23 protein-coding genes and 1 pseudogene are annotated in these 25,312 nt (G+C 33.3%); 14 read left to right on the top strand and 10 right to left on the bottom strand.

All coding sequences use genetic code 11. From position 1 onward, the window contains the following. Positions 1 to 172: 172 nt before the first annotated feature. The 5 genes and pseudogenes from B3L86_RS07870 to B3L86_RS07850 form a co-directional block, all read left to right on the top strand. Positions 173 to 514 (top strand): annotated as a pseudogene (locus B3L86_RS07870) (flotillin family protein); the annotation flags it as partial. A gap of 96 nt (positions 515 to 610) precedes the next feature. Continuing rightward, on the top strand, positions 611 to 1,516 hold the full coding sequence (locus B3L86_RS07865) for an ABC transporter ATP-binding protein (protein ID WP_291117321.1): 906 nt from the start codon (positions 611 to 613) through the stop codon (positions 1,514 to 1,516). Between the two features lies 1 nt (position 1,517). Further along, positions 1,518 to 3,746, top strand: a complete 2,229-nt coding sequence (locus B3L86_RS07860) for a redoxin family protein (protein ID WP_291117318.1) — start codon at positions 1,518 to 1,520, stop codon at positions 3,744 to 3,746. 87 nt (positions 3,747 to 3,833) lie between these two features. Next, complete coding sequence (locus tag B3L86_RS07855; protein WP_291117315.1) at positions 3,834 to 4,358, top strand: CIA30 family protein; 525 nt, start codon at positions 3,834 to 3,836, stop codon at positions 4,356 to 4,358. Between the two features lie 42 nt (positions 4,359 to 4,400). Continuing rightward, positions 4,401 to 5,348 carry a tRNA dihydrouridine synthase gene (locus B3L86_RS07850; protein WP_291117312.1) on the top strand — a complete coding sequence of 316 codons (948 nt, stop codon included), beginning with the start codon at positions 4,401 to 4,403 and terminating at the stop codon, positions 5,346 to 5,348. A 136-nt stretch (positions 5,349 to 5,484) separates the two neighbouring features. Here the strand turns inward: B3L86_RS07850 and B3L86_RS07845 are convergent, their stop codons facing one another. The 6 genes from B3L86_RS07845 to B3L86_RS07820 all read right to left on the bottom strand — a co-directional run bounded on the left by B3L86_RS07845 (position 5,485) and on the right by B3L86_RS07820 (position 12,016). Next, positions 5,485 to 5,742 carry a hypothetical protein gene (locus B3L86_RS07845; RefSeq protein ID WP_291117309.1) on the bottom strand — a complete coding sequence of 86 codons (258 nt, stop codon included), beginning with the start codon at positions 5,740 to 5,742 and terminating at the stop codon, positions 5,485 to 5,487. An 80-nt stretch (positions 5,743 to 5,822) separates the two neighbouring features. Next, positions 5,823 to 6,584 carry a peroxide stress protein YaaA gene (yaaA, locus tag B3L86_RS07840; RefSeq protein ID WP_291117306.1) on the bottom strand — a complete coding sequence of 254 codons (762 nt, stop codon included), beginning with the start codon at positions 6,582 to 6,584 and terminating at the stop codon, positions 5,823 to 5,825. A 99-nt stretch (positions 6,585 to 6,683) separates the two neighbouring features. Beyond that, a complete protein-coding gene (gene cmk / locus B3L86_RS07835; protein ID WP_291117303.1) occupies positions 6,684 to 7,370 on the bottom strand; it encodes a (d)CMP kinase in 687 nt (228 codons plus the stop codon). A 107-nt stretch (positions 7,371 to 7,477) separates the two neighbouring features. Then, complete coding sequence (gene porQ / locus B3L86_RS07830; protein WP_291117300.1) at positions 7,478 to 8,497, bottom strand: type IX secretion system protein PorQ; 1,020 nt, start codon at positions 8,495 to 8,497, stop codon at positions 7,478 to 7,480. A 144-nt stretch (positions 8,498 to 8,641) separates the two neighbouring features. After that, on the bottom strand, positions 8,642 to 11,092 hold the full coding sequence (lon, locus tag B3L86_RS07825; RefSeq protein WP_291117297.1) for an endopeptidase La: 2,451 nt from the start codon (positions 11,090 to 11,092) through the stop codon (positions 8,642 to 8,644). 189 nt (positions 11,093 to 11,281) lie between these two features. Beyond that, positions 11,282 to 12,016, bottom strand: coding sequence for a hypothetical protein (locus B3L86_RS07820; protein ID WP_291117294.1), 735 nt, complete (start codon positions 12,014 to 12,016; stop codon positions 11,282 to 11,284). Positions 12,017 to 12,146: 130 nt separating this feature from the next. Between B3L86_RS07820 and B3L86_RS07815 the strand changes: the two genes are divergently transcribed. From B3L86_RS07815 to B3L86_RS07800, 4 genes are read left to right on the top strand one after another with little or no spacing between them, the layout of a single operon-like run. Then, positions 12,147 to 12,695, top strand: a complete 549-nt coding sequence (locus B3L86_RS07815; protein ID WP_291117291.1) for an RNA polymerase sigma factor — start codon at positions 12,147 to 12,149, stop codon at positions 12,693 to 12,695. A gap of 7 nt (positions 12,696 to 12,702) precedes the next feature. Then, positions 12,703 to 13,251, top strand: coding sequence for an anti-sigma factor (locus tag B3L86_RS07810; protein WP_291117288.1), 549 nt, complete (start codon positions 12,703 to 12,705; stop codon positions 13,249 to 13,251). Then, positions 13,235 to 14,287, top strand: coding sequence for a hypothetical protein (locus B3L86_RS07805; protein WP_291117285.1), 1,053 nt, complete (start codon positions 13,235 to 13,237; stop codon positions 14,285 to 14,287). Before B3L86_RS07810 ends, B3L86_RS07805 begins: the two co-directional genes overlap by 17 nt. 30 nt (positions 14,288 to 14,317) lie before the next feature. Further along, positions 14,318 to 15,040 carry a head GIN domain-containing protein gene (locus B3L86_RS07800; RefSeq protein WP_291117282.1) on the top strand — a complete coding sequence of 241 codons (723 nt, stop codon included), beginning with the start codon at positions 14,318 to 14,320 and terminating at the stop codon, positions 15,038 to 15,040. Between the two features lie 23 nt (positions 15,041 to 15,063). Here B3L86_RS07800 and B3L86_RS07795 read toward each other — a convergent pair whose 3' ends face one another. The 4 genes from B3L86_RS07795 to glgB form a co-directional block, all read right to left on the bottom strand. Next, positions 15,064 to 16,368 (bottom strand): MFS transporter, encoded by a 1,305-nt coding sequence (locus B3L86_RS07795; RefSeq protein ID WP_291117279.1) that lies wholly within the window; start codon positions 16,366 to 16,368, stop codon positions 15,064 to 15,066. Positions 16,369 to 16,431: 63 nt separating this feature from the next. After that, positions 16,432 to 17,250 (bottom strand): M48 family metallopeptidase, encoded by an 819-nt coding sequence (locus tag B3L86_RS07790; protein ID WP_291117276.1) that lies wholly within the window; start codon positions 17,248 to 17,250, stop codon positions 16,432 to 16,434. Between the two features lie 41 nt (positions 17,251 to 17,291). After that, positions 17,292 to 19,691, bottom strand: a complete 2,400-nt coding sequence (locus B3L86_RS07785; RefSeq protein ID WP_291117273.1) for a glycoside hydrolase family 31 protein — start codon at positions 19,689 to 19,691, stop codon at positions 17,292 to 17,294. A gap of 167 nt (positions 19,692 to 19,858) precedes the next feature. Beyond that, on the bottom strand, positions 19,859 to 21,772 hold the full coding sequence (gene glgB, locus B3L86_RS07780) for a 1,4-alpha-glucan branching protein GlgB (protein WP_291117270.1): 1,914 nt from the start codon (positions 21,770 to 21,772) through the stop codon (positions 19,859 to 19,861). A 287-nt stretch (positions 21,773 to 22,059) separates the two neighbouring features. Here glgB and B3L86_RS07775 point away from each other — a divergent pair, with 287 nt between their 5' ends. The 5 genes from B3L86_RS07775 (at position 22,060) to B3L86_RS07755 (ending at position 25,215) form a co-directional block, all read left to right on the top strand. Further along, on the top strand, positions 22,060 to 22,923 hold the full coding sequence (locus tag B3L86_RS07775) for an alpha/beta fold hydrolase (protein WP_291117267.1): 864 nt from the start codon (positions 22,060 to 22,062) through the stop codon (positions 22,921 to 22,923). 192 nt (positions 22,924 to 23,115) lie between these two features. After that, entirely contained in the window at positions 23,116 to 23,586 is a 471-nt protein-coding gene (gene msrB, locus B3L86_RS07770; protein WP_291117264.1) for a peptide-methionine (R)-S-oxide reductase MsrB, read from the top strand. Next, a complete protein-coding gene (gene msrB, locus B3L86_RS07765; protein WP_291117261.1) occupies positions 23,586 to 23,975 on the top strand; it encodes a peptide-methionine (R)-S-oxide reductase MsrB in 390 nt (129 codons plus the stop codon). Before msrB (B3L86_RS07770) ends, msrB (B3L86_RS07765) begins: the two co-directional genes overlap by 1 nt. A gap of 3 nt (positions 23,976 to 23,978) precedes the next feature. Beyond that, the gene (locus B3L86_RS07760; RefSeq protein WP_291117259.1) at positions 23,979 to 24,623 is read left to right on the top strand and encodes an endonuclease III domain-containing protein; all 645 of its coding nucleotides are present in this window, start codon (positions 23,979 to 23,981) and stop codon (positions 24,621 to 24,623) included. Between the two features lie 37 nt (positions 24,624 to 24,660). After that, positions 24,661 to 25,215 (top strand): 2'-5' RNA ligase family protein, encoded by a 555-nt coding sequence (locus tag B3L86_RS07755; RefSeq protein ID WP_291117256.1) that lies wholly within the window; start codon positions 24,661 to 24,663, stop codon positions 25,213 to 25,215. The last annotated feature ends 97 nt before the right edge of the window (positions 25,216 to 25,312 follow it).

The following is a 25,312-nucleotide window of genomic DNA, read 5'->3' as shown; positions in this document are numbered from 1 at the left end:
TTTAAAAATAAATACACTTTCGAGTTTTGGCAATCGTACTGTTTTTTGGAATCTCAACTAAAGTTCCGTCAGAGAAGTTGATTCCGAAAACGGTACTAACAGATGCTTCTGTGCTGCTCCAATAAATTGCGTCTAAAAAACCTCCCAATCCATTTAAATGTGTGTTGTTGTTAAAGCAGAGGGTTACCGTGAAGTGGTGAATGCTGCCGGTGGCGATCCAACAAAAGCTTTCCAATTGTTGTTAATTGAAAAACTTCCAGAATTAGTAAAAACACAAGTTGAAGCTGTGAAAAACATCAAAATTGATAAAATTACGGTTTGGGATTCCGGAAACAATGCTGACGGAAACGGTTCTACTGCCAATTTTGTTTCGGGTATGATGAAAACGGTACCACCATTGAATGATTTATTCAACATGGCAGGATTAAATTTGCCAACGTATTTGAAAGGTGAAGATAAAGTGGAGGATGTTAAAGCTACTGATAGTTCATCGGAAACTAAATCACCAGAATAGCTAAAGTAATATAGTAACGTACTTTTTTAAAAATCCCAAATTCCAAGTTTTGAGTTTGGGATTTTTTCTTATTTTTACCTACATCAATAATTTTCTATGGAATATATCATACAAACTAGTAATCTCAATTTTCGCTATTCAAAGCATAGAATTATTATTGAAAACTTATCAATTAATGTTCCTAAAGGAAGCATATATGGATTTCTTGGTCCAAATGGTGCAGGTAAATCTACGACCATGCGGCTGTTAACTGGAATCATTCCTGATGATAAAAATGCAATCAAAATTTTTGGGAATGGATTAAAGGAACAAACTCCATTTATATTTTCTAAAATTGGTGCTTTAGTGGAAAGTCCTGCTTTGTACCTTCATTTATCAGGTTACAATAATCTATTATATATTGCAAAAATTAGGAATATTAATCCCGATAAAATTAGTGAAGTACTTGATTTAGTTGATTTAACCTACGTAAAAAATCAAAAAGCCAAACAATATTCACTTGGAATGAAACAACGATTAGCAATTGCAATGGCTCTTTTAGGCGAGCCAGAGTTGTTATTTTTAGACGAACCTGTTAATGGATTAGATCCAAATGGAATTGTTGAAATAAGAAAACTTCTAATCAAAATAAACAAAGAAAAAGGCGTAACAATTTTTGTGTCAAGTCATTTGCTAAGTGAAATCGAAAAAATGTGTACACATATTGGCATCATTGCAAAAGGGAAATTAAAATTTGAAGGTACAATGAATCAACTGTCCACAAGTTTTAATACATGTAAAATTGAAATAACTATTGACAATGCTTTTGATTGGCAAAAAAAATTAAATGAAAATGGAATTAAAACACAATTAAACGAAGCTAATAAAATAGCCGTTGTATTGAATGCTAAAGAAGAAATTCCCGCTTTTATAAAAAAATTAATCGATGAAGGTGCACTACTTTATGAAGTTAAAATACTTGAAGGATTAGAAGAGTGGTTCATGAACTTAATTGAAAATTAAAATGAAAAATAGCTTTAATAACTTATTCACTGCCATTCAAGGAGAACATATAAAAAAGCGTGGTTCTGGTTTGTATACCATGAGTTTAATTTTTGGATTGATTATACCATTACTCTATTCGATAATTTATATTTTTAATCAAGAAGCAACAGCCAAACCCGAAGCTTTTTCATTTAATATATTTACGAAACACTTAAATGATATTTTTGATTCTTTTACCGTTTTTATTTTTCCGTTGTTAATAATCTTAATTACAAGTAAAATAGCTCAATTAGATCATAAAAATGGTGGTTGGCAACTTATGGAAACCACTCCACTGCAAAAAACATCCATCTATTTTTCTAAATTCTGTATTGTTTTGATAGCAAACAGCATTGCAATTTTTTCATTTTTATTTTTTAGTATACTATCTACGCTATTAATTTATTTGTTTGTAGAAGCTCCCGAAGTGGCAGAATTCAACTTGCCGTTTCTTCATTTAATACATGTTTTCATCCGATTATTTATCGCAAGTTTATTCTTAACTGCTTTTCAATATTTCTTAGCAGTCAAAGTTTCAAGTTATATTTGGTCGGTATTAATTGGTTTTTTTCTGTTGTTAGGCTTCTTAATTGCATCCAATTTAATTACAATACCAGACTGGTTCCCTTTTGAAATTTTAAAAAGAGTTTCAAAGTATCCAGAAGGTAGCCAAGTAGGGAATTGGCTGTTATTTACTGAAAAAATCAGTATTATTGGAGCCCTTTTCTTTTTATTTTTGGGTTATTATTGGTATAGCTTTAAATCTATTTTCAGAGCATTTTTTTATTCTAAAAAAAGATTGATTATTTCTTTGCTTGTTATTGCGATAACGGTATTTTCCTATTTTTTCTTGTCACAAACCTATCAAGTAAGGTTAAATGAAAATACAATAATTGCCGGTGAGATTATAAGTGAAACAAAATTTAAAAAAGCCTACTTAATTCATCCAATTATAGAAGATACACTTGCCGCTTTAGAAATTAGAAACAATAAATTTCATACTGTTTTAAGCAACAAAATTCCGTTGGATAATTATAAAATAATCATTGATAATTCTTTACCGGTAGACCTATTATTTGCTTCGAATGATAGTGTTTTTGCTTCGGTTGTATTTATGAATAATGAATTAAAAACTGAATTATCTGGCTCACGATTTCCGGAAAACGTTTATAAAAAGAGTAATAGTTTTAGTTGGAGTTATTTAAATTATAAAATTAACGAAAATGTCAATTTAGATAACTCAAAAAAAATACAAGAAGAATTATATGATGAATGGGAAGATCGATATAACGCGGCAACTACTTTTAAAACAGCAGACAATTATATGCCAAAACAAGATTTTATCGAAAAAGAAAAAAAATTAATTACTGTTGAATACCTCAATCTTCTCAATCAATTTCTAGATAAAAGAAAAGCTTTGTTTCCAAATGAAAAAACAGTTATAATTGATGATATAAAATTTTTGAAATCAAAAATAACATTGCAAGACGAATCTTTAATAGGTAACGAAAATTATTTAAGTTACTTACTTTATGAAATTACTAAAGAGGATCAACGAGATATTGATAAAAACCTGAAGGAAATTGAAGCTATTTCTATTTTAGAACCAAGTCAATTCAAAAATAGATTGCTTTTTTATTATTTAAAAAACAACATTAAAGAAGCCAATTCTTCTGAAAATAGATTGCAATTAGTTGAAAATTATGCGAATAAAATAACTGATACAAAACTCAATAAAAATATTCTTCATATTTTTAAAACCTATGAAAGATTAGGAAGAGGGAAAATAGCTGATGAGATTATAGCAACCAATTTAGATGCAAAACTTATTAATTTATCAAATTTTAAAGGAAAAAATATTGTAATTGATGTTTGGGCAACTTGGTGTGGACCATGCCGCTATCAATCGCCCTATTTTGAAAAAATGGCCATTAAGTATAAAAAAGAAAATATTCAATTTATTGCGTTGAGTACTGATAAGGATACTAAAAAATGGTTTGTAAGTGCAAAATTAAAATCAAAATCAGTTTTGCAATTACATGCTAATGATAGTGGAAAACTAGTAAAAGATTATAATATTGAATCTATTCCAAGATTTATTTTAATTGATACCGAAGGTAAAATTTATAATTCAAACATGCCTTTTCCAACAGAGGCAACTTTTGAAATGATTTTGCGAAAAATATTAAATATGAAAGAATTAGAATAGAATATTTATTGAACGCTTTACAAAACTCTGTTAAATCGGTTAAAGCAAAAACTTAATACACTTACTTTTATAAAAAAATTATAAGAGATGAAAACAGGTTTAGTTTTACTCATGGCAATTTTAAACACAACAATGATCTACGATTTCAACAAAAATTCCTCCCCACGCGATTGGCGAATCATTGACGATGGTGTCATGGGCGGATTATCCCAAGGAAAATTTTCTATTGATTCCGATGGAAATGGCGTTTTTGCGGGAACAGTCTCGTTAGAAAACAACGGCGGTTTTTCTTCTGTTCGTTACCAATTTGAAAAAATTAAGGTATCGAAAGACAGCAAAGTACGTATTCTCTTAAAAGGAGATGGCAGGGATTACCAATTTCGAATAAAAGACAAAGCCTCTTCCTATTACTCATACATCACTACATTCAAAACATCAGGTAATTGGGAAACCATCGAAATTAAACTGAGTGATTTATATCCTTCGTTTAGAGGCCAAACCTTGAATTTACCGAATTTTGATAGTACTTCTTTTGAAGAAATTGTCTTTTTAATCGGTAACAAAAAGAACGAATCCTTTCAACTGGTTTTGGATAAAATTGAGTTGGAATAAAATTAGTTCCTTTTCACTTATCTTTACGTCTCAATTTCAAACATGAGTCCTACCCTATTATCTTCACCATTACAAGGTTTCACCGATTTCAGATTTCGAAATGCGTTTCATCAGTATTTTGGTGGCATTGATACATTTTATGCTCCGTACATTCGGTTGGACGGCAAATTGGTCATCAAAAATTCTTACCAACGCGATTTGCAGCCGGAAAACAATAAAGTGTCTGAATTAATTCCGCAAGTGATGACAAATGATGCCGATGAATTTTTGTTTGTTGTAAAATACATTCAGGAGTTGGGTTACAAAGAACTGAATTGGAATTTAGGTTGTCCCTACCCGATGGTCACCAAAAAAGGAATGGGTTCCGGTTTGATTTGCGAACCTCAGCGAATTGACCATGTTTTAAACCGCGTTCACAACGAAACCGACGTCATTGTTTCCATGAAAATGCGAATGGGTTACGAACATCCTGAAGAAATTTTAGATGTTTTTCCGATTTTGGATAAATATCCGCTTAAAAACATTGCGATTCACGCCCGAATTGGTAAGCAATTGTATAATGGCGGTGTGAATTTAGAAGCCTTTCAACGCTGTACTGAAAACACCAAACACAAACTCTATTACAACGGCGACATCACTTCTGTTGCCAAGTTCAAAGAAATGCAAGAACGTTTCCCAAGCATTGATCATTTCATGATTGGTCGCGGTTTGATTGCCGACCCGTTTTTGCCGAGCATGATTAAAAACAACACGACGGAATACCCAAGCAACCGATGGCAAATCTTCAAAGAATTTCATGATACCATTTACCAAGAATACGATGCCGCTCTTTCAGGTCCCACGCCTATCAAAATGAAAATGTTAGGTTTTTGGGAATACTTTTCCACGTCCTTCTCCAACCCACAAAAGACGTTGAAAAAGATTAAAAAAGCTCAAAATCCGAGAAGTTATGTGGAAGCGGTGGCAGAAATTATTGTTAACGAAAAATAAATGTTTTTTGTTAATTAGTAATTTAAAGCTTTTTATCTAAGTTTATTATTAAGGCGATGATTCAATGAAGTTAACGAATGTGCATGGAATTGGATATTTTTTGGAGATGAAAGACTAGAGTTAAAAAAAAATCAACTTAATGATTCAACAACCATAAGGAATCATTTGCTTTATTGGTATAATTCCAAATTAATTCTTTGTCAAGATTGTTACGCAAATGAATTTTACCATCAATTAATTTGTAATCTACTTTGTAGTAATTCAGCACTTCAATTAAATTTTTGATTTGTTCTAGATTTAAAGAGTTAGGTTTTTCAACTAATTCATTGCCGTCAAAATATACCGGTTTATATTCTCTATAATTGGAACATGAAATCAGAAGTATAATAAACACAATATAAATAGAAATTTTAATCTGAAAAATTTATTTAGAATACAATAACTTGAAACCTGAAACTTGAAACTAATACAAACCTACCTAGTAAAAACCAACCTATCCCCCTTACTCAAATTCCCATCAAACGCATAACCCTCATAATTAAAACCTTTTAAATCATCAATCGTTTCGGCATTCGTATCAATGATGTATCGCACCATCATGCCTCTCGCCTTTTTGGCAAAAAAGCTGATCATTTTTAATTTTCCATCTTTGTAGTCTTTGAATTCGGGTGTGATTACAGGAACTTTCAAGGCTTTTACATCCACCGCATCAAAATACTCGTTACTGGCTAGGTTAATAAAAAGTTCGTCTTTTTGAAGTTCGCTATTTAATTGTTTGGTGATTTTGGTTTTCCAAAATTCATATAAATTCTTGCTTTTGCCAACTGATAATTTGGTTCCCATTTCCAATCGATACGGTTGCATCAAATCCAAGGGTTTCAACAATCCATACAATCCGGAAAGAATGCGGAGTTTGTCTTGTAAAACGTCTAATTTTTCTGTGGGAAGTGTTTTAATATCCAAACCAATATATACATCACCATTAAAAGCATAAATAGCTTGGCGTGAATTCTCAGGTGTAAAATTATCCAAATCACGTTCCTGATTGCGTTGCCAATTCAAATCGGCCAATTTATCTGAAATGTCCATCAATTCCATCAATTGCTTTGGCTTTTGCTTTTTCAATTGACGGTTGATTGTGTTTGCTTCTTTCAAAAAACAAGAAATAGTGGATTGATTTGTTGGTAACGTACTTTCGTAATCCAATGATTTGGCTGGCGATATAACAATTTTCATAGTAAATTTTTATAATTTCAAAAATACAAATTGATTCCTGAAAATCATATACGTAAAAATGGAAAGTATTGATTGTCCTATCAATGAAAATGATGGAACTTAATTATAAAATTTATGGATTAAATCCAAAACCAAATCAAATTGTTCCTTTTTGGTTAAGGTTGAATTGTCAATTACAATGGCATCATTGGCTTTTACTAAAGGTGAATCATCACGGTGCGTATCGATATAATCTCTTTCTTGAACGTTTTGCAACACATCTTCATAGGAAACATTCTGACCTTTTTCTGCTAATTCATCAAAACGTCGTTTGGCTCGTGTGTGAGCACTGGCAGTCATGAATAACTTCAATTCAGCATCCGGAAAAACGACTGTTCCAATGTCTCGACCATCCATAACGATAGCTTTGTTCTTTCCCATGGCTTGTTGTTGTTCTACTAATTTTGCTCGAACTTCAGAGATTTCGGCAATTTTGCTTACCAATCTAGAAACATCAATAGTTCTAATTTCATTTTCTACATTCACGTCATTCAAATACATTTCTGCAAAACCTAAATCAGCATTAAACTGAAAATGAAGTTTGATTTCAAGCAACTTTTCAATCAAACCTTCTTTATCTAAAAAATTTTCAGAAACCAAATGATGCTGCATTGCAAAATAGGTTACTGCCCGATACATTGCTCCGGTATCCACATAAACATAGCCCAAATGTGTAGCTAATTGCTTGGCTAAAGTGCTTTTTCCTGTGGATGAAAATCCGTCGATGGCGATGGTGATGTTGTTCATTTTTCTAAGGTACTGAGGTGCTAAGTTACAAAGGAACTAAGGTTCATTCTCTATTTTCTTTTCTCTATTTTCTTTTCTCTATTTTCTATTTTCTCCAAACTCCATTCCTAATCCAAATTAATCATTAATCCAAATAAACTGGTATTTGCTGCAACAGTATATCTGGAATACGAATAATCAAAACGAATGGAATTCATCCGAAGTCCGACTCCAAAAGAGATTCCTGAAAAATGGCGTTGGTCTAAAATTCGCAATTCTTCACTTCTTCTAAAATTATAACCTACACGAACATTAAATTTCTTTTCGGGAAAAAGTTCTGCTCCAACAACCACATGTCTAAGGGCATTATTAAAAAACGATACTTTTTCTTCATTTTGTCCGCCATCTAAAGTACCTTCTGCTCTAGCCGGATTAGAAAAAGCAACATTCCATTGCTGAAGATTTTCTAACGACAAATGCCAACGGATGGGAACATTTTCCAGCTCTTGCGAGATTCCTGCAATGATTTCAAAAGGCAATTTTTCTCGAGTTCCGGCATAGGTTACAAATTGGGTTCCAAAATTCCGAATGACCAATGCATAATTTATATCATTTCTGTCATCAATATAAATACAACCCACATCAATTGCTCCACCAAAAGAGGTATAACTTTCCAAGGTTGAAGTTATCAGCTTTGCATTGGCACCAATATAAAAATTTGAAAACGGAATATTATAAGAATAGCCAAAAGACAAAGCCCCTTCACTTCCAGTGAAATCAGCTGTTTCTAATCCATTTTCATCTCTTCCTTCAAAAGTTCCATAGTTAATATAATTTACACCCATATGAAATGTTTGTAAATGACGATCATAAGTATAAGCATATGCAGCTGTTCCATACGCTATTTCGCCAAAATAACTACCGTAATTCACCGCTAACTGATTGTGCATTTCGCTGTTGATGGAAGCCGGATTAAAATGGCCTTGATTCACATCATAATCAAAAAGGGTGATGGTTTTTCCGCCCAAAGCAGCTTGTCTTGGTGAGGTCATTAAATTTAAAAACTGATAAACTGATTGACCACCCACTTGTGCAAATAGATGGAATTGACAGAATAAAAATAAAACAAATATCAGGTTTTTAACCATAGCCTTTTTTGGGAAGTACTTCTCCTATAAACGAAGTTGCGAAGATATTATTTTTTGTTGAGTAAGTTTTTATTTGAAATCGTAAAGTTAACGAAGGATGAAAAAAAATGGCAATCGAAAAATTGATTGCCATTTTAATTAAACTTAAAGTTTTTTTGCGTTTTTTACATTTTGATTGGTGATGGCTAATTTTAGCACTTCCGCCATTTCTTTGACATAATGAAAGGTTAAACCTTCTAAGTATTCCGGTTTAATCTCATCAATATCATGTTTGTTATCTGCACAAAGTATGATCTCTTTTATGTTAGCACGTTTTGCTGCTAAGATTTTTTCTTTTATTCCACCCACAGGGAGCACTTTTCCTCTTAGCGTAATTTCGCCGGTCATGGCTAAGTTTTTCTTAACTCTTTTTTGAGTCAAAACAGAAACAATCGATGTTAACATTGCAATTCCGGCACTTGGTCCGTCTTTTGGTGTTGCTCCTTCCGGAACGTGAATGTGAATGTTATAATTTTGTAATAAATCTTGATTGATTCCCAACTCTTCCGAATACGATTTGATGTATTCCAAAGCTATAGTCGCCGATTCTTTCATAACTGTTCCCAAATTTCCGGTTAAGGTAAGTGTTCCTTTTCCTTTTGAAATTAAAGATTCTATAAATAAAATATCGCCTCCAACACTTGTCCAGGCTAAACCAGTTACAACTCCAGCCACATCATTCCCTTCAGACTTGTCACGTTCTAAACGTGGAGCTCCTAGCACTTTAATAATGTCTTCATCTGTCACTTTTTTATTGTATTCTTCTTCCATTGCAACAGATTTTGCTGCATTTCGAATTACTTGAGCAATCTTTTGTTCCAAACTTCTAACTCCGGATTCTCTAGTGTAACCTTCAATTATTTTTTCTAATTGACGTTTTCCAATAGTCAAATCTTTTGTGGTTAGTCCGTGTTCTTTTAATTGTTTTGGCAATAAATGTTTGGCGGCTATTCCAACTTTTTCTTCAATAGTATAACCTGACATTTTAATTACTTCCATTCTGTCTTTCAAAGCCGGTTGGATTGATGACATCGTATTTGATGTGGCAATAAACATCACTTTAGACAAATCATAACCCATTTCCAAAAAATTATCATAGAACTCATTGTTTTGTTCCGGATCTAAAACTTCCAACAATGCAGAAGAAGGATCTCCGGAATGGCTGGCCGAAAGTTTATCGATTTCATCTAAAACAAAAACCGGATTGGATGTTCCTGCCTTTTTTATATTTTGAAGAATACGACCGGGCATGGCTCCAATATATGTTTTTCTGTGACCTCTGATTTCTGCTTCGTCACGCAAACCGCCTAATGACATTCTCACATATTCTCTACCAAGAGCTTTTGCAATGGATTTTCCAATTGATGTTTTTCCAACTCCAGGAGGTCCGGTTAAACACAAAATTGGAGATTTCATATCGTTTCTTAACTTTAAAACCGCCAAATGTTCAATAATTCTTTTCTTAACGTCTTCAAGACCAAAATGGTCTTTGTCTAGAATTTTTTCTGCTCGTTTTAAATCAAAATTGTCTTTTGAATAATCATTCCATGGTAATTCTAAAAAGAGTTCTAAATAATTACGTGATATTCCAAAATCAGGAGACTGTGGATTGGTTCGTTGTAATTTTTTTAATTCCTTTTCAAAATGGTCTTCCACTTTTTTATTCCATTTTTTGGATTTTGCTTTCTGACGCATTTCTTCAATTTCCTGCTCATAAGAAACACCGCCCAATTCTTCTTGTATGGTTTTCATTTGCTGATGCAAGAAATATTCACGTTGTTGCTGGTCTAAATCAAATCTTACTTTAGATTGAATATCGTTTTTCAACTCCAATTTTTGCAACTCTGTGTTCATGTAACGCAAGGTAGTCAACGCTCGTTCCTTCAAAACATTCATCATCAACAATTCTTGCTTCTCTTGAACAGAAAGATTCATATTGGAGGAAACAAAATTGATTAGAAATGATTTACTTTCAATATTCTTTATAGCAAAAGTGGCTTCAGTTGGGATATTCGGACTCGATTTAATAATTTGAATGGCAATTTCTTTAATTGATTCAATGATTGCTCCAAACTCGGTATCAGTATGACTTGGTCTTTTTTCAGGAACTTCTTTAACAAAAGCATTGATATAAGGATCTTCAGAAATAACTTTATCAATCTCAAATCGTTTTTTGCCTTGTAAGATTACGGTAACATTACCATCAGGCATTTTTAAAACTCTTAAAATTTGAGCAACAGTTCCAATCGTATTAATATCTTCTCTTTTCGGATCTTCAATTTCTTCATTGATTTGAGCCACTACACCAATTACTTTTCCGGCTGCATTGGCATCATTTATTAATTTAATTGATTTATCTCTTCCTGCGGTAATTGGGATTACAACTCCCGGAAATAAAACCATATTTCGTAAGGGCAATATTGGTAATGACTTTGGAAGCTCTTCCTTATTCATTTCCTCCTCATCTTCGGGAGTCAATAACGGAATTAAATCGGCTTCAGTATCAAAATCATGAAGTGACAATTTGTCTAGGGTTAAAATTTTGTGATTTGACATAGTTATTTTATAGGTCATTTTGTCATTAAACATAAAAAAAAGGAAAGCAAATATAGAGTATATGTTTGATTGTGAATAAGAATCTACAACATAAACGATGAAATACAACTAACCATCTATAAAATGTCAAATCTCATGCCATAAAAAAACCGTCTCCAAATGGAAACGGTTATTAAAATGAGTTAAAAATTAATTAACTGTATAACTTACTAAGTCGTGATCAAGGGTTTGTCCCATTGCAATATTAACATATTTTATTAAACCAATGTTTTTAGCAAACCAATAATAATTTGTCAATGTTTGACCTTGTGTATTTTGAATTAATTCAACTTTAATTACATTTTCATAGGAAACATTATTCACAGTCACAGTTACATCTTTTTCTAAAATTTTACCAACTATATTAACTTGAGTTTGAACGGGAGGAATTCCTTCAATTGTAGTGGTTTGAGTAAAATTCTGAGTCCATGTTTGATTAACTGCTAAAAAGTCTTTCAAAATAATTATTTCAATCGGAGAAATAGTAATTGAAGGCATTCCCGGTACAGAAGGAATTGTAGCTTGTTGTCTTACATAATAATTACCACTGCTCTTTTTAGTCCAAATGTTTCCTTCAAAAGCTTGACCTTCTGTGGACATACCAACAAAGTTATCATACTTATAATGAGTACTATTGTTAATTGACTCCGTTGAAATGATTTTCATAGGTGGTTGATTCACCCCATCTTTAACAAAAATCCATGAATTATTTACTGCCATAGGCCAATAATCACCGGTTGATGTTCCTCCTCCATTATTACCTCCTCCATTGTTTGGATTCGGAATCTGAATAGCCGGATCAATTGGTTCTACATCTCCAGAACAAGAAATAACCAATGAAGAAAAAATTAATGTAATAATATAAAGTAAGTTATGCTTTTTCATTTGGGATTAAATTTAAATTTTCCAAATATAAAAATTTGAATACATCTAAAGAACAATTTTAAATTTTATTTTTACAAAACTGTAACATTTAATAAATTAATTTGTCTTTAAATCAAATCCAGTTAACCAATTGAGTTTAGCAAACGAAAATATTGAGCATTTAATCTTGCTTTGCAAGCAAAATAATCAAAAAGCACAACTAGAGGTGTATAATCGCTATTGCAAAGCGATGTATAACGTGGCTCTTCGAATTGTGAAAGATGAACATTTTGCAGAAGATGTGATGCAAGAAGGATTTTTAAAAGCTTTTCAAAAACTGGATACCTTTAGAAATGAAGTTGCTTTTGGAGCTTGGTTAAAACGAATTATTATTAATTACAGCATTGATTTTTATAAAAAAAATAGCTTTTTTAATCATGATGATTTTGAAACTAAAGTCTATAAAATTGAAGATGAACCCGAAGATGAGTCTATTGATTATACCAATTTAAAGGTTCAGGAAGTATTAAACGCTATTCAAAACTTAAAGGAAAGCTACCGAATGATACTAACATTAGTATTCATTGAAGGTTTTGATTTAGAAGAAGTTTGTGAAATATTAAACATCAGTTATGCCAATTGCAGAACTACTATGAGTAGAGCAAAAGAAAGTTTACGAATGCAATTAGCAGTAAAATAAAAGGATTATGCAAGAGAAAAAAGATCAAATGGAAAAATTGTTCAGTCAATTTGAAAATCAATGGGATACCGAAGCTCCACGGCTAGGTCATTCTGAAAGATTTTTGAAAAAATTAAACACTGAACCCGTTCAAAACAAAAAGAAAAATTGGTTACCATTATCACTAGCGGCTTCACTTCTACTGATTGTTGGAATGATAACTTTTTATCAACTTAAAAACGAACAACCAACAGATCAATGGCAAAACGCTTCATCACAGACCAAAGAAACCCACGATTACTTTGCTTCTGTAGTTGAAAAAGAATTAAACGATTTAAAATCAAAACAAACTCCAGAAACAAAAGAAATTATTGAAGACGCCATGATTCAGATGAAAATTTTTGAAGAAGATTATCAAAAAATAATTCTCGAATTACAAAAAAACGGAGACACCAAACAAGTGCTGAATGCAATGATTGTAAATTTTCAGACCCGAATTTCATTCATCGAAGACATCATCAAAAAAATTGAAATAATTACGTATCAAAACACTATTCAAAATGAAAAATCTATTTAACATATGCTTATTTGTATTGCTGACTTCTGTTTCCTATGCAAAAGATTTTAACGGCAAGCACACCAAACAAAAAACAGTTAAAAAAACAGTTGCTGTTAACCCTGATGCAACTGTTGATATCAATAATAAATACGGAAACGTTTTAATCACAACGTGGAACGAAGACAAAATTGATATTGAAGTCATAATTACCGTAAGTGCAGATGATGAAAAATGGGTCGATAGCAAATTAGAATCCATTTCAATTGATCTAGGAGGAAGTAAAAGTTTGTATTCCGCAAAAACCATATTTGGAAAAACTTCAAATTACAGCAAAAGAAGTAATATGGAAGTAAACTATACCGTTAAAATTCCAAAAAACGGAAATGTAAAAATTATCAACCATTACGGAAATATTGTAACTCATGATTTAAACGGAAGCACCAATATCGTTTGTAAATATGGTAAAATTTCATTGGGTAAATTAAACAACACTTCAAATGATATCAAAATTGATTATTGTTCAAAATCAACCATTGAAATGGTAAAAAATGCAACCATCAATGCAAAATATTCCGGATTAACCATGAATGATTTCACCAATTTGAATTTAAATTCAAGTTATACCGATGTGATTGTTTTAAATGGAACAAATTTGAATTATTCCAGTAATTATGGAAAAATCAATATTGGTAAAGTGACAAATGTTGAAGGAAGCGGCAACTATCTTTCCATCAAAATTGAAGAAATTTTGGGTAAATTGAAATTGGCTACCAATTATAGTAATCTTACCTTAAATGCTATTTCTGCAAAAGCAAATTCAATTTCAATTGATGCCGGTTACACCAATATTAAAATAAATCACAGTCCAAATTATTACTTTGATTTTGATGTGACTACAAAATATGCCAATTTTAAAAGCGATGCCGAATTGGAATACAATTCAAGAATTGAAACTTCAAACACTAAATCATACAAAGGTTTTTATAAAAAAAGTGGTGTAAACCAACTTACAATCTCCTCCAATTATGGAAATGTTAGTCTAACTCAAAATTAAAATAATCAATAATAATTAACTTTAATCATAATGAAAAAAATAATCACACTTCTAGCAATCTTAACTGTTTCAATAACGTCTGCTCAATGGGGACAAAAAAAGATTAAAGGAAACGGAAACTTTATCTCCAAACAAATAAGTACATCAGATTATGAATCAATAAGTGTTGCGGGTACATTTTATGTAACACTTGTAAAAGGAAAAGAAGGTAAAATCACAATCAAAGGCGAAGAAAATATTCTTGAACATATTGTTGTGGAAAGCAAAAATGATGATTTACAAATTCGAACAGAAAAAGGATATAATTTAAGTCCATCAAGAGGAAAAAGAATTGAAATTACTGTTCCCGTTGAAGAAGTTGAAAAAATAAACTTAGCCGGTTCAGGAGATATTGTAGGCGATTTTACATTAAAAGCAGCCAATTTCAAAGCATCTTTAGCCGGTTCAGGAGACATCAAACTAATGATTGATGCTCAAAACACTACGGCAAATGTTGCGGGTTCAGGCGATATTGAATTAAAAGGAAAAACCGAAAATTTCAACGCGAATGTTTCGGGTTCAGGCGATATCAAAGCCTTTGATTTATTAGCTCAAAAAAGCAAAGTAGCTGTTTCAGGTTCCGGAAATATCAGAACCACGTGTTCCGAATTCATTGAAGCTCGTGTGGCAGGTTCAGGCGATATTGAATACAAGGGAAAACCTAAAAAAGTAGACACAAAAGTGGCCGGATCTGGAAAAATTAAAATGATCTAAATAAAATAAATCTGCTTCCGAAATTATTCTACTTCGGAAGCAGTATATTTTGGTACACGCAGTAACAATAACAATCCTGCTACAAAGAAAACCATTAAAAATACAATTGCGTTTCGCATGCTTCCTGTAATTTGGTCTATCGTTCCATATATTGCCATACCAATCACAATTCCAATTTTTTCGGCAACGTCATAAAAACTAAAGAAAGACGCTGTATCTTCTGTTTTAGGTAAAAATTTCGAATAAGTTGAACGAGAAAGTGCTTGAATTCCGCCCATCACCATTCCCACAAAACCTGCTGTAACATAAAAATGAATAGGTTCGGTTACAAAGTAAGCAAACACACAAATGATTGCCCAAATGGCGTTAATCACAATCAACGTTGAAATATTTCCGAATTTTTCTGAAGCTTTGGAAGTTAAAGTCGCACCAACAACGGCAACCAATTGAATCACTAAAATACTTATGATTAAACCGGTTGTTTTTTCACTATCGGTTGACCAATTTATTTCTTGTTCACCAAAATAAGTCGCCACTAACATTACCGTTTGAACTGCCATACTATACACAAAAAAAGCAACTAAATAGCGATAAAGCCTGAGGTTTTGGTATAATTGACTTTGCACTTTTTTCAGTTCTCTAAATCCGTTTAAGATGACATCTTTAGTAATTTTATCGGCATTCTTATTTCCTTTTGGCAAATACCAAAAAGCATATTGAGCAAAAAGAATCCACCAAATTCCGGTCATCGCAAAAGCCATTCGCATAGCTAGAAGAGCTTCTTCTCCCTCTTTTCCGATAATCATGTATAAGTTTACCAATAACAAAATAACACTTCCTACATAACCCATCGAATACCCTTTGGCACTCAAACTGTCTTGTTGCTCTTTATAAGCGATGTCGGGTAAATAGGAATTATAAAACACCAAACTCCCCCAAAATCCAATCAATCCAAAAAAGAAACAGACTATTCCAAAATAGATATTATCCGCTGTAAACCAATACATCCCAATACAAGAAAAAGCTCCTAAATAACAAAAAAACTGCATAAAACGTTTTTTATTACCTGCAAAATCAGCAATCCCTGATAAAATCGGAGAGAAAAAAGCAACACATAAAAAAGCAAAAGCAGTAACAAAACTGATGAGTGCCGTACTTTTAAATTCATAACCTAAAAAAAGGATATTCGGATTCTCTTTCGGAAATAAAAACCCGTAATACAAAGGAAAAATAGAGGATGAAATTACCAACGGATATACCGAATTGGCCCAATCATAAAAAGCCCAAGCGTTCAGTAATTTTTTGCTTCCTTTTAAAAGTATTGCCATAGTTGAAATTTTTAGACATAAAAAAAGCTGCTCTTTTCAGAACAGCTTCGAAAATACTATTTTTTATTTAAATGTTACACCATATTTTGCGGCTTCTGCTTTTGCCTCTGGAATCCATTTTGTTAAATTGGATACCCTAGTATTATGAGAAGGGTGCGTACTCATAAACTCCGGCGGTGCTTGACCTCCTGATGCTCCTCCCATTCTTTGCCAAAAAGGAATAGAGGCCTCTGGGTTATATCCGGCAATAGCCATCAATATCAAACCGATTTTATCCGCTTCAGATTCATGATTTCTGCTAAATGGCAACATTCCAAACATTTGAGATCCTGCTCCATAGGCTGTCATAGCTAATTGTTGGGTTTCAGTACTTGAATTTCCGGTTGCGGCTCCTAATCCAACAGCTCCGACTTGCTGTAACATACCGGCACTCATTCGTTGCTGACCATGATTTAATAAGGCATGGGCAACTTCATGACCCATCACAGTTGCTAATCCTGCATCATCTTTTGCAATAGGTAATATACCGGTATAAACCACAATTTTTCCACCCGGCATGCACCAAGCATTAACTGCTTTATCTTCTACCAATTTGTATTCCCATTGATAATCCTTTAAATAATTAGGTTTGCCAACTGCTGTCAACCATTTTTGAGCGGCATCCTTAATTTTAATCCCAACTGTTTCAACTCTTTTTGCATCTGCAGTTCCGGTTAAAACTTTGTTTTCCTTTAAAAATGCCTCATATTGCTGAAATGCAGAAGGAAAAATAGAACTATTGTCCACTAACGCTAAAGTGCTTTTCCCTGTTAAAGGATTAGTGGCACATCCCATTGTAAATAATAGGAAACTAAATGTACTGAAAGCAATAACTCTTTTCATTGTTTTATTTTTTTTTGAATAGTAAATGTACGAAATTTTGCTTACTTCCCGACAATATGTAATTCAGTAAAAAACTTATCAACTAACAAGGAATTTGTACCATTATAAGAGGCCGACTCTAGTGAAACTATTTCATTATCAATCTCAATTTCAATAATTGAAAAAGGCAATCCAATTAAGTTAATTCTGAATTTAGAATAATTGGTTAAAAATTCGCCTTCTTGATGTAGTTGAATAATGAGCTCTTTTTCTTTTCCTGTTAAACTAAATGTTTTTAAAGAAAATCTTCCTTTATTGTAATCATAACCGTCTTGTGAATCTTCGTATAAAACTGATTTTTCTTTTCCGAATTTATAATAAACATCCAAAGTGATTTCTTCAAACTCTTTTTCGCCTACATATTGTTGAATAGGATATTTTGGAATGATAGCTCCTTCTTTAATGAAAATCGGAATTTGATCATAGTCTGTAGCGACCCATAACTCCCTCTTACCTTCAACCAATTCATTAGTCCAATAATTATACCAGTTTCCTTTTGGAAGATACATTCGTCGTCCCACCGCATTTGGTTCTAAAATCGGACAAACTAGAATTTGATTTCCAAAAATGAATTCGTCTGTTCGATATAACGTTTGAACATCTTCTTGATCAAAGTAAACTAAAGGTTTCAACATCGCTTCACCTTCATTCACATATTTCCAAAACATAGTATATAAATAAGGAAGTAATTGGTAACGAAGATTCACGAATTTTCGAGTAATATCTACCACTTCTTCGCCAAACGACCAAGGTTCTTGTTCTCCGTGATCTCCGGAAGAATGCGTTCTGCAAAACGGATGAAAAACGCCTAATTGAATCCAACGAGCATACAATTCGCCCGAAGGTTGTTCGGCAAAACCGCCAATATCAGAACCGGTGAAACCCATTCCGCTAATCGACATACGTTGCATTTGAATGTTAGCAATCCACAAATGTTCCCAAGTGGCTACATTATCGCCTGTCCAAGATGAAGTATACCGTTGAGCACCGGAATAAGCGGAACGAGTAATAATAAAAGGTCGTTTCGGATAAGCAAATCGTTTCACACCTTCATAGGTTGCTCGGGCCATTTGGGTTCCATAAATATTATGAGCTTTTCGATGACTACACGGATGGCCATCATAGTCGTGACGAACATCCATTGGAAATGTTTTTCCCGGAACATCCATTACAGCTGGCTCGTTCATATCGTTCCACACTCCTTTTACACCAATATCAGAAATTAATTCTTTGAATAATCCGGCCCACCATTCGCGAACTTCAGGATTTGTATAGTCTGGAAAATTACATTCGCCAGGCCAAACTTTTCCTTTCATATAAGGTCCGTCGGCTCGTTTACAGAAATAATCTTTTTCTAAAGCTTCTTGATATACCCAGTAATCCTTATCAATTTTAATTCCGGGATCAATAATCACAACTGTTTTAAATCCGTCTTTGGCCAATTCAGCGACCATTCTTTTTGGATCGGGAAAATATTCTTTACTCCAAGTAAAGCAACGAAAACCCTCCATATAATCAATATCCAAATAAATGGCATCACACGGAATTTTAAGTTTTCTAAAAGTTGATGTGATTTCTTTCACTTTACTTTCCGGATAATAACTCCATTTACATTGATGATACCCAAGTGTCCACATCGGTGGAAGCTCCGGTTTACCGGTAAGATGCGTGTAATTCGTCACTACATCTTTCATTTTTGGCCCGTAAATGAAATAATAATTCATCTCACCCCCTTCTGACCAAAAACTAGTTACATTTCTGCGTTCGTGACAAAAATCAAAAAAAGTTCGGAATGTATTATCAAAGAAGATTCCGTAAGCTTTATTGTGATGTAATCCAATATAAAACGGAACCACTTTATACAACGGTTCTTGGTCACGATGAAAAGCATATTGATCGGTAGCCCAATTTTCAACTCGTTTTCCTTTCAAATTCAAATGAGTGGCTTTGTCGCCCAAACCATAATAACATTCACCATCATTGGCTTTCTTACTCATTTTTACAATGTTGCCACCAAATTCATAACTTTCCTCCCAATGAAAACCTATTTCATCATCCAAAATTTGAAAACCTTCTAAATCAAAAATCGAAACTTTGGCATTTTCTTTATTGATTTTACAAACTATTTTGCTGGTGGTAATGGTATAAAAAGTTTTGTGTTCTTCAACATTCAATTCGTTATAACCATGCGATTGGCCTTTATCAATGGCGTACGAGAAATCTTTGTTGAAATAGCCTTTGGTCGTATAACGAAAACGAATCATACTATCACGAAGAATAGTAATCTTTAAAACCACATTATTTTCGGTGTAAAAAAAGACGTTGTCTACATCTTGGTTAAAGGAAATTATCTTAGAAGGAAATTGATCGCCTTTGTATTCTAGTTCGGTATTTGTAATCATACTTTTGGGTTATAATGTTCAAATTTACAAAGTTGAAACTATTTATTTGTTTTTAATTTTAGCTTTTATTAACTCAAACGTTTGCGGTGTTGGATAAAATGAAATCCCTCTTATTAGGAGGGATTTAAACTTGTCAGGTTTAATGATTCAAATTAATTAAAAATATTCTACTTCAAAGAAACCTTAAAAACCAAAACTCCCAAAGGCGGCAAAGTCAATTCTGCTGAAAAATCTCTACCATTCCAAGGTTCTTTTTCAATTTTGATGGCTTTTTTATTGTTGATGCCACTTCCGCCATATTCAACTTTGTCAGAATTAAAAATTTCAGTCAATTTTCCTTTGGAAGGCAATCCGATTCGATAATTCTCCCGCACAACCGGAGTGAAATTACAAACCACCACTAAATTTTCTTTTTCGTTTTTTCCTTTACGGATGTAACTCAGCACTGCATTTTGGTGATCGGAATAATTAATCCACTCAAAACCTTCGGGACTAAATTGATTTTCGAATAAAGCGGGATTCGTTTTATAGAGTTGATTCAAGTCTGAAATACATTTTCGTGTGCCTTCGTGATAACCGTATTCTAATAAATGCCAATCTAAACTTCCGTCAAATTTCCACTCGGCACGTTGACCGAATTCGGAACCCATAAACAACAAATTCGTTCCCGGATGCGTAAACATGTATCCGTAAAGCAAACGTAAATTGGCAAATTGTTGCCATTCATCGCCTGTCATTCGTCCTAAAATGGATTTTTTGCCATACACCACTTCATCGTGCGAAAGTGGCAACATAAAGTTTTCGGAAAACGCATACGTCATCGAAAAAGTCAAATCGTTTTGATGGTATTTTCGATAAATCGATTCTCTTTGAAAATATTGCAAGGTGTCGTGCATCCATCCCATCATCCATTTCATACCAAAGCCTAATCCGCCAACCGAAGTTGGTTTGGAAACCATTGGAAACGACGTGCTTTCTTCGGCAATCGTCTGAACTCCTTCATAATTAGAATAAACCGCTTCATTAAAATCTTTTAGGAAACTGATGGTGTCTAAATTTTCTCTTCCGCCAAAAATATTCGGTTCCCACTCTCCTTCTTTTCTGGAATAATCCAAATACAACATCGAGGCTACGGCATCAACACGAAGTCCGTCTGCGTGATAATAATCTAGCCAAAATAAAGCATTGGAAATCAAAAACGAACGCACTTCATTTCTGCCGTAATTGAAAACTAAACTTTTCCAATCAGGATGATAGCCTTTTCTTCGATCGGGATGTTCATATAAATTGGATCCGTCAAAAAAACCTAAACCGTGAGCATCGTCGGGAAAATGCGACGGTACCCAGTCTAAAATCACGCCTATTTCGGCTTGGTGCAATTTATCCACCAAAAACATAAAATCCTGCGGTTTTCCAAATCGTGAAGTTGGAGCAAAATAACCCACCAACTGATAACCCCACGAAGGATCGTACGGATATTCCATAATTGGCATAAATTCCACGTGTGTAAAACCGGTTTCTTTAACGTAATTCACCAAATCTTCCGCCAATTCTAAATATGTTAGTGAGTGATCTTGTTCCAAATTGCGTTTCCACGAACCCAAATGCACTTCATACACCGAATAAGGTTTGTCTAAACCATTTTTATCCTTTCGGGAATCCATCCATTTTTTGTCTTTCCATTTGTATTCCAAATCCCAAATAACCGAAGCAGTTTCGGGTGGTTTTTGGCAATACAACGCAAACGGATCGGCTTTTTCAGTGATGATACCGTTGTTGTTGGACTGAATTTTATATTTGTATTTTGTTCCTTTATCTACTCCGGGAATAAACCCTTCCCAAATTCCGGACGCATCCCAACGCACATTCAATGGATGCTCACCCTGAATCCAGTAATTAAAATCGCCTACCACAGAAACCGAACGTGCAGACGGTGCCCAAACGGCAAAATAAACGCCTTTTACGCCATTGAATTCGATGAGATGAGCTCCTAATTTTTCGTATAATCTAAAATGTTTTCCAGATTTGAATAAGGCGATATCAAAGTCAGAAAAAAGGGAATATGGTTGTACTTTATTCATGTTGATGATGTAAAAATGCTTTTATTTAGCATATATAATTTAAAAGGGGGCAAATATGCAAAGCTAAAAAATTAAAAGGTTAGCAAATCTAATGTTTTCAAATTTACAATTTTTATGACTCTTATGTCAAAATAGTTATTTACTAAAATAATTAACCAAAATATCCATTTGCAAAATAATTACTGACCTTTCAAATAAAAGATTATAGAGACTTTTAAGTAATATTTATGAACTCTAAATTTATAAAAAATAATTTTAAATCATACCTTGCCATAAAATTTTTTGAAATGTCAAAAAAAACGAAATCTGACAATCAATCCATACAGATACCGAAGATAATTCTCGTAACCGCTAAATTTTTGCAAGCAATTTCACCAAAATTAGCCACTCAATTTGCTGCAAAACTTTTTACAACACCCATAAAACACAAGATTCCTAAAAGAGAATTTCAAATGGAAAAACAAAGTATTCAAAATGATATTTTGATTCCGTCCATCAACAAAACCGTCAAAACTTACCAATACGGCAACAGTCCGAAAAAGATTTTACTCGTTCATGGTTGGTCAGGTCGTGGTACACAATTAGTCAAAGTTGCTGATGAGCTCATTAAAATCGGTTATTCCACACTCAGTTTCGATGCTCCCGCACACGGCAAGAGCAAAGGAAATTCGTCGATTATGACCGAGTTCATCGCTTCTATCATCGAACTCGACAAACAGTTTGGCCCGTTTGAATTTGCTATTGGTCACTCGTTGGGTGGCATGTCCATCATCAACGCCATCAAGCAAAACCTAAATGTCAAAAAAGCCGTAATTATAGGTAGTGGCGACTTAATTCAAGATATCATCGACGATTTTATTCGAAATTTAGGTCTAAAACCACAAATTGGCGATAGAATGCGAGAGCATTTTGAAAAGAAGTTCGGCGAACCAATGAATAATTATTCCACATCAGTTGTGTCAAAAAACATCGAAACGCCGGTTTTCATCATCCATGACAATGACGATCATGATGTAAATGTAAAATGTGCCCACAACATTCACAGTCATTTAAAAAATAGCAGATTAATGATAACCAATCATTTAGGACATAGAAAAATACTAGGTAGCGAAAAAGTAATCCATGAAATTAGTAATTTTATCAGAAGCTAATCCAACTATCCGCTGCAACTCCTCGACCTTCAAGCCATTTTTCTAACACTTTTTCGTGGCTTCTTTGGTTGCCCGAAAAAGCAAAGAAAAATTGGCTTTCAGTCCTGCGGGGTTTCCGCTACTATCTGGACTAGGCTATGTGCTAACAAAGAGATAAATAATTAAATTAATTACAAAAAAAAGAAATTAGCTATGAAAAAATTAATTTTAATTCTGTCATTCTTTACCTTAACCGCGTGTCAAGGACAAAAAAAAGAAACTAAAAAACCCTTAAAAATTGTCAAAACCGAAGCCGAATGGAAATCCGAACTCACACCCGAACAATACGAAGTATTGCGTAAAAAAGGAACAGAAAGAGCGTTTACCGGAGAATATTGGAATCACTTTGAAGAAGGACAATACGTATGTGCCGCTTGTGAAAATCCTTTATTTGTTTCCGAAACCAAATTCGAATCCGATTGCGGTTGGCCATCCTTTGACCAAGCCATCAAAGGTTCAGTAATTTATGAAAATGATTATAGTTTTGGAATGTCACGTGTAGAAGTCATGTGTGCCAACTGTGGCGGTCACCTCGGTCACGTTTTTGATGACGGTCCGAAAGAAACTACAGGAAAGCGTTTTTGCACCAACTCAATATCTGTTAAATTTATACCTAAAAAATAATGGCCTACAAAATTCAAAAATCTGAAGAAGAATGGAAAGCCCAATTAGGGGTAGAAAAATATAAAATCCTTCGTCAAAAAGGAACTGAATATCCGCACACAGGACAATACAACCTCCATTTCGAAAAAGGAAAATATGGCTGTGCCGCTTGTAGCGAAGTTCTATTTGAAAGCGATTCCAAATTCGATGCTCATTGTGGTTGGCCATCTTTTGATCAATCCATTCCGGGAAAAGTAGAATACATCAAAGATGCATCCCACGGAATGATTCGTACCGAAATCCTTTGTGCCAGTTGCGGAAGTCATTTAGGTCACGTTTTTGATGATGGTCCAACTGAAACCGGAATTCGTTATTGTGTGAATTCGTTATCGATTGATTTCAAAGAGTAAAAAATGAATTTATTTGAAGAAACACCTAATTGGAAAGAAAAATTAACTCCTTTAATTAATCAATACAAAGGAAAAAAACATCCATTGGATTACCAAAATGCTTATCAATTGCTAGTTATGGTTGTGCTTTCTGCTCAAGATTCAGATGCCAATATCAACAAAATTGCACCTGAATTATTCAAAAACTTTCCGAATATGGAAGTATTAGCCGCTTCAAATGCGGAATCTTTATTTCCATTTATTAGTAAAGTGAGGAACTATGGAACAAAAGCAAATTGGCTCATTGAAATTGCTAAAACAGTCAAAGAAGACAAAAATATTCCAACTAATATTGAAAACCTAATTGCTCTGAAAGGTATAGGAAGAAAATCAGCTAATGTAATTTTACGTGAAACAAATCAAAAATCGGAAGGAATAATTGCGGATTTACACGTCATCCGAGTAGCTCCAAGATTTGGTCTAACCGACGATAGTAAAGACGGTATCAAAATTGAAAAACAACTTATGAAAATCCTTCCACCGGAAATCTGGAATGAAATCGGAATGTCAATTTCATTTTTAGGAAGAGAAATTTGTCGCCCAACTAATCCAAAATGCAACCAATGTATTATCCAAAAAGATTGTCAGTATCCATTTAAAATAATTTAATTATTTTTATATACTTAAACTTTACTTTTTCTAGTTTATGAATAAAGAAAAACCGAAATATTTATTAGCTGTAATACCAAGTCTAGAAATTTCAAGTTGTGTGAAAGAATGGAAACAATTACTAAAAAAAGAAATTGGAAGATTTGGAAGCGATAATTCTCTAGCCCACATCACTATAATGGGTTTTAACACAGATGCAAATCAATTATCTTATTGGATTAATATAATTTCAGCCTTTTGTAACAATCAGCCTAATCATAATATTGGTTTCAATGGTTTTGCTCACTTTGGCTCTTATGCATATTATGTTAAACCTGATAATAGTTCAGAAAAATATCTTAATAATTTAATCAGAAACGTTCATCAACATTTTGGTTTTAAAATAAAAAGTCCTAAATCACATATGACCATAGCTCGTGAGTTGGATGAAGTAAGAATAGAAAGAGCTTCTAAATTATTTAAGAATTACGATACAGATTTTAAATTTTTATGCGATGGTTTTACACTCAGAAAATTTAATAAATCAACCAAACAATACTCTGATTTTATAGCTGAGTTTAAGTTCAGTGAACAGCAATTGAAACTTTTCTAAAAGTTCATTGATTGTATCCCTTCGTGAATTTCGGATAGAACTATCCGCTACAAGTCATTATAGCGTCCTAAAAAAAACAAAAAACCCCTCATCGATA

This window comes from Flavobacterium sp. UBA6135, from assembly GCF_002428305.1.
In the GTDB taxonomy this organism is placed as follows: domain Bacteria; phylum Bacteroidota; class Bacteroidia; order Flavobacteriales; family Flavobacteriaceae; genus Flavobacterium.
The sequence above is the reverse complement of the archived record's forward strand: the minus strand, read 5'-3'. Positions and strand labels throughout refer to the sequence as shown.